The organism is Kitasatospora sp. NPDC059462 (assembly GCF_042749955.1).
In the GTDB taxonomy this organism is placed as follows: Bacteria; Actinomycetota; Actinomycetes; order Streptomycetales; family Streptomycetaceae; genus Kitasatospora.
This window is the reverse complement of the sequence record NZ_JBHYUU010000011.1, coordinates 84,116-91,861: the sequence shown is the minus strand read 5'-3', so window position 1 is coordinate 91,861 and position 7,746 is coordinate 84,116. Positions and strand designations below refer to the sequence as shown.

7 protein-coding genes are annotated in these 7,746 nt (G+C 73.0%); 3 read left to right on the top strand and 4 right to left on the bottom strand.

The window, feature by feature from the left end; all coding sequences use genetic code 11:
- Nucleotides 1–69 precede the first annotated feature (69 nt).
- The gene (locus ACFXAM_RS05590; protein ID WP_380287715.1) at nucleotides 70–2,694 is read right to left on the bottom strand and encodes an FHA domain-containing protein; all 2,625 of its coding nucleotides are present in this window, start codon (nucleotides 2,692–2,694) and stop codon (nucleotides 70–72) included.
- A gap of 339 nt (nucleotides 2,695–3,033) precedes the next feature.
- Here ACFXAM_RS05590 and serB point away from each other — a divergent pair, with 339 nt between their 5' ends.
- Complete coding sequence (gene serB, locus ACFXAM_RS05585; RefSeq protein WP_380287714.1) at nucleotides 3,034–4,308, top strand: phosphoserine phosphatase SerB; 1,275 nt, start codon at nucleotides 3,034–3,036, stop codon at nucleotides 4,306–4,308.
- 78 nt (nucleotides 4,309–4,386) lie between these two features.
- On the opposite strand, the gene ACFXAM_RS05580 is transcribed toward serB, so the two are convergent.
- The 3 genes from ACFXAM_RS05580 to ACFXAM_RS05570 all read right to left on the bottom strand — a co-directional run bounded on the left by ACFXAM_RS05580 (nucleotide 4,387) and on the right by ACFXAM_RS05570 (nucleotide 6,519).
- Nucleotides 4,387–4,914, bottom strand: a complete 528-nt coding sequence (locus ACFXAM_RS05580) for a SixA phosphatase family protein (RefSeq protein ID WP_380287713.1) — start codon at nucleotides 4,912–4,914, stop codon at nucleotides 4,387–4,389.
- A 112-nt stretch (nucleotides 4,915–5,026) separates the two neighbouring features.
- A complete protein-coding gene (locus ACFXAM_RS05575) occupies nucleotides 5,027–5,149 on the bottom strand; it encodes an SGM_5486 family transporter-associated protein (RefSeq protein WP_344333909.1) in 123 nt (40 codons plus the stop codon).
- A 62-nt stretch (nucleotides 5,150–5,211) separates the two neighbouring features.
- A complete protein-coding gene (locus ACFXAM_RS05570) occupies nucleotides 5,212–6,519 on the bottom strand; it encodes a CynX/NimT family MFS transporter (RefSeq protein ID WP_380287712.1) in 1,308 nt (435 codons plus the stop codon).
- A gap of 85 nt (nucleotides 6,520–6,604) precedes the next feature.
- Between ACFXAM_RS05570 and ACFXAM_RS05565 the strand changes: the two genes are divergently transcribed.
- Nucleotides 6,605–7,279, top strand: a complete 675-nt coding sequence (locus ACFXAM_RS05565) for a FadR/GntR family transcriptional regulator (protein ID WP_380287711.1) — start codon at nucleotides 6,605–6,607, stop codon at nucleotides 7,277–7,279.
- Nucleotides 7,280–7,405: 126 nt separating this feature from the next.
- Entirely contained in the window at nucleotides 7,406–7,744 is a 339-nt protein-coding gene (locus tag ACFXAM_RS05560) for a WXG100 family type VII secretion target (RefSeq protein ID WP_380287710.1), read from the top strand.
- Nucleotides 7,745–7,746 lie beyond the last annotated feature (2 nt).

Genomic DNA, 7,746 nt, shown 5'->3' with positions numbered 1-7,746 from the left:
CCGGGGAACGCCCGAGGGGCGGCCCTCCCCGGGTGGGGCGGGCCGCCCCTCGGGCGGTCGGGCGGGCGGTCAGCCCTTCTGCATGACCTCGGGCTCGTGGCGGCGCTGGAGGCGGGTCACGACGATGCCGATGACGATCGACATCAGGATCAGGATCCCGGCGTCGAACCAGAACTGGCCGGCGTTGTGGCCCCAGATCGCGTCGTACTCGGGGTTCTGGAAGTCCTTGTTCCAGGGGCCGAGCAGGTGCGAGAGGTCCAGGGTGGTGGCGACCATGCCGGTGCCCCAGCGGGCCGGCATCAGCCAGGCGAACTGCTCCAGGCCGGGCTTGGAGAACACCTGGAAGAGGCAGCCGGTGAAGACGACCTGGATGATCGCGAACATGACCAGCAGCGGCATGGTCTTCTCGGCGGTCTTGACCAGCGCGGAGATCGCCAGGCCGAACATCATCGAGGCGAAGCTGAGCAGGATCAGGCCGAAGCTCATCTCCAGGATCGGCAGGTCCTTGATCACCAGGCCGTCGGAGGGCAGCTTGCGCGGCAGGAAGCCGACGGCAGAGATGATCGCGCCCTGGACGACGCTGAAGAAGCCCAGGACGATGATCTTGGACATCATGTACGCCGAGCGTGACAGCCCGGTGGCCCGTTCCCGCTCGTAGATCGCCCGTTCCTTGATCAGCTCGCGGACCGAGTTGGCCGCCCCGGAGAAGCAGGCGCCGATCGCCAGGATCAGCATGATCGTCGCGGCCCCGCTGTTCAGGCCCAGCTGGGTCTTGGGGTTGCGGGCCAGGCCCGCCTCGTTCGGGATCAGCACGCTGACCGCGCCGAGCACCGCCGGGAGCAGGATCGACAGCGCCAGGAAGCCCCGGTCGGAGGCGAGCACCGAGACGTAGCGGCGGATCAGCGTCCACAGCTGCGAGCCCCAGCTCTGCGGCTTCGGCGGGCGGACGGCCTCCTGCACGATCTGCGCGGACTGCACGGTGCCGGAGTCGACGTCCGCCGAGTACTGCTGGTAGTGCACCGAGCCGCGGTAGCGGCCGGCCCAGTCGTGGTCCGGGTAGTTCTCGAAGGCCTGGAAGATGTCGGCCCAGGTCTCGTACCCGAAGAAGTGCAGGGCCTCGTCCGGCGGGCCGAAGTACGCCACCGAACCGCCCGGCGCCATCACCAGCAGCCGGTCGCAGAGCGCGAGTTCGGCCACCGAGTGGGTGACGACCAGGATGGTGCGGCCGTCGTCGGCGAGGCCGCGCAGCATCTGCATGACCTCGCGGTCCATGCCCGGGTCGAGGCCCGAGGTGGGCTCGTCCAGGAAGATCAGCGAGGGCTTGGTGAGCAGCTCCAGGGCGACCGAGACGCGCTTCTGCTGGCCGCCGGAGAGCGCGGTGATCCGGTTGTCGGCGCGCTTGTCCAGGCGCAGCTCGTAGAGCACCTCGTCGATCCGCGCCTCGCGCTCGCGCGCCTCGGTGTCACCGGGGAAGCGCAGCCGGGCCGCGTACTTGAGGCCGGTGCGGACGGTGAGCTCCTTGTGCAGGATCTCCGACTGCGGCACCAGGCCGATCCGCGAGCGCAGCTCGGCGAACTGCTTGTAGAGGTTGCGGCCGTCGTAGAGGACGTCGCCGCGGTCGGCCGGGCGGTAGCCGGTGAGGGCGCGCAGCAGGGTCGACTTCCCGGAGCCGGACGGGCCGATGACCGCGACCAGGGACTTCTCCGGGACGCCGAAGCTGACGTCGTTGAGCAGGATCTTCTTCCCGCCCTTGTGCTCGACCTCGACGGTCAGGTGGCGGGCGGAGAAGGAGACCGCGCCGGTGTCGACGAACTCCTGCAGCTGGTCGCCGACCAGCACGAAGCTGGAGTGGCCGACCGTCAGCCGGTCCTGGGCGCCGATCAGCTGGCGCTCGACGCGCTGGCCGTTGAGGAAGATGCCGTTGTGGCTGCCGAGGTCGACGATCTCGTAGCGGCCGTCCGGCAGCTGGCGCAGCTCGGCGTGGTGGCGGGAGACCTGGAGGTCGGAGACCACGATGTCGTTGTCGAGCGCGCGGCCGATCCGGATGGTCTTCATGCCGGCGGTCAGGTTGCGGATGATCGTCGGCTGCGGGCCGCCGTCGTGCTCGGCGGGCGCCGGCTGCGGGAAGCCCTGCTGCTGCGGGAACGGCTGCGGCTGGGCCTGCGGGTGCTGCTGCGCCTGCGGGTGCGGCTGGGCTTGCGGGTGCGGCTGCGGCTGGGCGTGCTGCTGCGGCCACGGCTGCTGGTGCGGCGGCTGGGCCTGCGCCTGCGGCGGATAGGGCTGCTGCTGCGCCGGGGCCTGCCACGGCTGCTGGTGCGGCGCGGCGGCGTGCGGCGGCGCGGCGGGGCTGCGGCTGGTGGTCGCCTCGTGCCAGGCCTGCGCCTGCGCGGCGGGCTGGACGGCCGGCGCGGAGAAGGCGAGCCGGGGGCCGTTGTCGGCGTTGCCGAGGTTGACCACGGCTCCCGGGAACAGCTGCGCCTGCAGGGTGCGGGCGCCGCCGGTGAAGGTGCCGTTGGTGCTCCCGTGGTCGTCCAGCTGCCAACCCGCCCCGTTGAAGGAGATGGTGGCGTGTTGCCAGGAGACCCGCGCGTCGTCGAACTGGAAGTCCGACTGCGGGTTGCGACCGATGGTGTAGGACCGCCCGGGTTCCAGGACCCGCTGCTGTCCGTTGATCTCGATGACGAGTTGCGGCACTGCTCGTCTGCCCCGCTCTCTCGGTTCCCCCGATGGTGCGCCCCGGTCAGGTCGGGGCGAAATGATCGTGAATCTGACGGGGGAATCATTCCAGCCCGCCGGGCGCGGGTGAAAGCCGCCCCCGCGGACTGTGACCAGGCGGCAACGATTCGCGGACCACCCGTGGACGGCCGGCTCCGCCGCACGTCGGCGGGCACGTCGGCGGGCGGGTCGACGGGCACGTCTGCGGGCGGGTCGACGGACCCGCCGGCGGACCGGTCGGCGGGTGGCCGGAACGCCCGTCCACGACCCGGACGGGTGCCGTCGCCGCGACGGGCTGCGGGTAGCGTGGGAGGCACCATGAACGCATCGCCCTTGGCCGCCGAGCCGCTCCCCGCATCGCAGCCCCGGACCGAGGACGGGCGCACCCTGCTCGTCAAGGTGTTCGGCAAGGACCGCCCCGGTATCACCACCGGGCTCTTCGCCACCCTGGCCGGGTACGGCGTCGAGGTCGTCGACATCGAGCAGGTGGTGACCCGGGGCCGGATAACGCTGTGCGCCCTGGTCAGCGCTCCCCCGGCGCCCGGCGCGGAGGGCGGTCTGCGGGCCGTCGTGCACCGCTGGGCCGAGGACCAGAAGCTCCAGGCCGAGATCATCTCCGGCACCGGCGACAACCGGCCGCGGCGCGAGGGCCGCTCGCACGTCACCGTTCTCGGTCACCCGCTGACGGCCTCCGCGGTCGCCGCGCTCACCTCCCGGATCACCGGCTCCGGCGGCAACATCGACCGTGTCTTCCGGCTCGCCAAGTACCCGGTGACCGCCGTCGAGCTGGCCGTCTCGGGGGTGGCCACCGAGCAGCTGCGCGCCGAGCTGGCGCAGGAGGCGGCCACCCAGCGGGTGGACGTCGCGGTGGTGGCGGCCGGGCTGGAGCGGCGGGCCAAGCGCCTGGTGGTCATGGACGTCGACTCCACGCTGATCCAGGACGAGGTGATCGAGCTGTTCGCCGCCCACGCGGGCTGCGAGGAGCAGGTCGCCGAGGTGACCGCGGCGGCGATGCGCGGCGAGCTGGACTTCGCCGAGTCGCTGCACGCCCGGGTGGCGCTGCTGGCCGGGCTGGACGCCACGGTGACCGAGAAGGTGCGCGCCGAGGTCCGGTTCACCCCGGGCGCGCGCACCCTGATCCGCACCCTGCAGCGGCTGGGCTTCCAGGTCGCGGTGGTGTCCGGCGGGTTCACCCAGGTCACCGACCACCTGGTGGAGCAGCTGGGGCTGGACTTCGCGGCCGCGAACACCCTGGAGGTGGTGGACGGGAAGTTCACCGGCCGGGTGGTCGGCGAGATCGTCGACCGGGCGGGCAAGGCGCGCTGGCTGACCCGGTTCGCCGAGCAGGCGAGGGTGCCGCTGGAGCAGACGGTGGCGATCGGCGACGGCGCCAACGACCTGGACATGCTGAACGCGGCCGGGCTGGGCGTGGCGTTCAACGCCAAGCCGGTGGTGCGGCAGGCGGCGGACACCGCCGTGAACGTGCCCTTCCTGGACACCGTGCTCTACCTGCTCGGGATCACCCGCGAGGAGGTCGAGGCGGCCGGCGTCCTGGACGGGCAGGCCGAGGGCGGCGCCCCGGCGGCCGGCTGACCGGCCCCGCCCGGTAGGGCCGAGGGGCGTGCGGACCTGGTCCGCACGCCCCTCGGTCGTTCACCGGGCCGTGCCCGCTCAGTCCTGCGGCGTGAAGTACGAGACCAGCTCGGCGACGCCCGGCTCCACGCCCTTCCAGGAGCCGGAGAAGCTGAGCACCGCGATGGCGGCGGTCGGGAAGCCGCCGAGGCGCAGCCGCTCCAGCGCGTCCCGGTCGCCCTCGTCCCCGGCCAGCACCTGGGTCAGGCCCAGCACGCCCGGGTTGTGGCCGACCAGGACGAGGTCGGCGTACTCCTCCGGGGTCTCCTGGAGGACGGCGATGATCGCGCCGGGGGTGGCCTCGTAGACGCGTCCCTCGTAGACGGTCCTGCGCGAGCGCTTCGGGAGCTCGTGCGCGGCGAGCTTCCACGTCTCCCGGGTGCGCAGGGCGTCGGAGCAGAGCACGTAGTCGGGGTTGATGCCGGAGTCGGCGAGCCAGCGTCCGGCCTCCGGGGCCTGGTGGCGGCCCCGGTCGGCCAGCGGCCGCTCGTGGTCGTCGACGCCGTCCGGCCAGTCGGCCTTGGCATGGCGGAGAACGATGATCCTGCGGGGCGTGTCGGCGCTCATACCCAGCAAGCTTGGCAGAAAAGCCGGCCGGGAGCGCGATGCTGCCCGATGCCGCCACCCGGAGGGGCGGGCGGTGCCGTCGTGCGCGGTCCGCCGGGAGGCCGTCCGGCCGTCAGCCCAGGTTCTGGGCGACGGTCGCGACGATGATCAGCAGGACGACGATGCCGCCGATGATCGCGGCGAGCTGGCCGAGCTTCTTGTGGCCGTCGGTGGGGTTCGGTTCGAGAACGGGCATGCCCGGATTCTCCCACCCCGGACACGCCCGTCCACCACCGCCCCCGCCGGAGGGGCGCCTCGTCAGGCCGAGGCGGCGGCGGCCTGCGCCGGGACGGCCTCGTCCTCGATGTGCCGGGACCGGGCGGCCCGCAGGCCGAACAGCATCTGCGGCACCAGCAGCAGCGCCAGGAAGCCGAGCGGCAGGTACCACTCGCCGGTCGCCTGGTAGAGCCGGCCGATCAGGATCGGGCCGGGGATCGAGATCAGGTAGCCGACGCCCTGGGCGAAGGCCGACAGCTGGGCCACTCCGCCGGCGGTCCGGGCGCGCAGGCCGATCATGGTCAGCACCAGCGGGAAGGCGCAGTTGGACAGGCCCACCAGGACCGCCCACACCCACGGCGCGGCGGCCGGGGCGATGGCCAGGCCGAGGTAGCCGGCGATGCCGAAGGCCGCCAGCACCACCACGAAGAGCCGCTGGTCGCCGCGGCGGGCGGCCAGGTTGGGCAGCACGAAGGAGACCGGCACGCCGATCACCATGGTCAGCGCCAGCAGCACGCCGGAGGTGCCCTCGGAGATGCCGGAGTCCTGGAAGATCTTCGGCAGCCAGCCCATCACCACGTAGGCGCCGGTCGCCTGGCAGCCGAAGAAGCAGGCCAGCGCCCAGGCGGTGCGGCTGCGGGTGATCGGCAGCTTCGCCCCGCCGGCCTGGCCACCGGACCCCGCGCCGGCCTCCTGCCGCCGGGTGAGCAGCGCCGGCAGCCAGAGCAGCAGGGCGAGGGCGCCGAGCGCGGCCCACACCCCGAGGCCGACCCGCCAGTCCCCGCCGAGCGCGCTGGTCAGCGGGACGGTGACGGCCGCGGCCAGCGCGGTGCCGGCGGACAGCGCCATCGAGTACAGGCCGATCATCGGCCCGACCTTCTCCGGGAAGTACCGCTTGATCACCACCGGGATCAGCACGTTGGCGACCGCGACACCGGCCAGCGCGAGCGAGGTCAGCAGCAGGAAGACGGCCGTGTTGCCGGCGAAGGACCGGGCCAGCACGCCCGCGGTGATCGCGCCCATGCCCGCGGTGACCACCGCGACCGGGCCGAGCCGGCGGGCCAGGCCGGGCGCGGCGAAGCCGAACAGGGCGAAGCAGAGCGAGGGGACGGCGGTGAGCAGGCCGGCCACCGTCGGGCTCATCCCGAGGTCGGCGCGGACCTGGTCGAGCAGCGGCCCGAGGCTGGTGACCACGGGTCGCAGGTTGAACGCGGCGGCGGCGATCGCGAGGGCGAACAGCCAGCCGAGGGTGCTGCGGCCGGTCGGGGCGGCGGACCGTTCGGTCTGCGGCCGGGAACCGGTCCGGGGGGAGGCGGTGGCGGGGTCTGCGGTGTCTGCGGCGGACGACATGCGAGTCATCATAGAATGATGGGATGAATTAGCGCATCCGCGAATTGGCATGATGGCCCGACCCGTCCGACCCAAGGAGTCCCCCGTGGCGCTGTCCTCGCCGAGGCGCACCCCGCTGTCCGACCAGGTGATCGCCCAGCTCCGGGCCCAGATCACCTCCGGCGAGTGGGCGGTCGGCTCGCGCATCCCCACCGAGGCCGCCCTCGTCGAACAGCTCGGTGTGGCCAGGAACACGGTGCGCGAGGCCGTCCGGGCGCTCGCCCACAACGGTCTGCTGGACATCCGCCAGGGCTCCGGCACCTACGTCCTGGCCACCAGCGAACTCGCCGGGGTGATGCACCGCCGCTTCGCGGACGCCGACCGCGCCCAGGTCGCCGAGCTGCGGGCCACCCTGGAGACCTCCGCCGCCGGCCTCGCCGCCACCCGCCGCACCGACCGCGACCTCGCCCTCATCGACGCCGCCCTCGCCCGCCGCGAGGACGCCTGGCGCGCCGGCGACGCCGAGGACTTCGTGCAGGCCGACGCCGCCTTCCACCAGGCCGTCGTCGCCGCCGCCCACAACGACGTCCTGGCCGCCGTCTACGCCGACCTCGGCGAGGTCACCCGCGCCCACCTGCGCCACGACGTCGGCCCCGAACTCATCGCCGAGCGCTACCTCGGCCACGACAAGATCGTCGACGCCATCCGCGCCCGCGACCCCCAGCGCGCCTCCCACGAGGCCGGCCGCGCCATCGGCGCCTGCAACGACCCCGACGCCTGACCCGTCCCGGTTGCCCGCGCAGCGGCCTCTCGCCTTGCGGGGGGCCGCTTTTGACGTGCTAACGTCCCGTGAAAATTCGCGGACGGCCGGACTCCGGCCGGGTGTGGACACCACGGGGAGATAGTGATGGCGGATCCGGACCTGAAACTGGGCCAGGGGCCGGGGGGCGGGCCGACGAAGGTGTCGACTCCTGCCCTGGACAAGGCGGCCACCTCCTTGGACGGCATCGCCAACGACAGCACCGCGGCCGGGAAGACGGCCGACGAGTCGACCGAGGCCGCGGCCGCGAAGCTGAGCGGCTGGGACTCCGCGACGGCGCTGCGCGGCGCGCTCAAGGAGTGGCACGAGCAGGTGTCGCAGCTCAACGGCCGGCTCAACCAGGAGGCCGGGATGATGCGGCAGACCCACAGCAACTACCTGAACGTCGAGCAGGGCATCGCCACGTCGTTCACCGGGAAGGCGTGAGC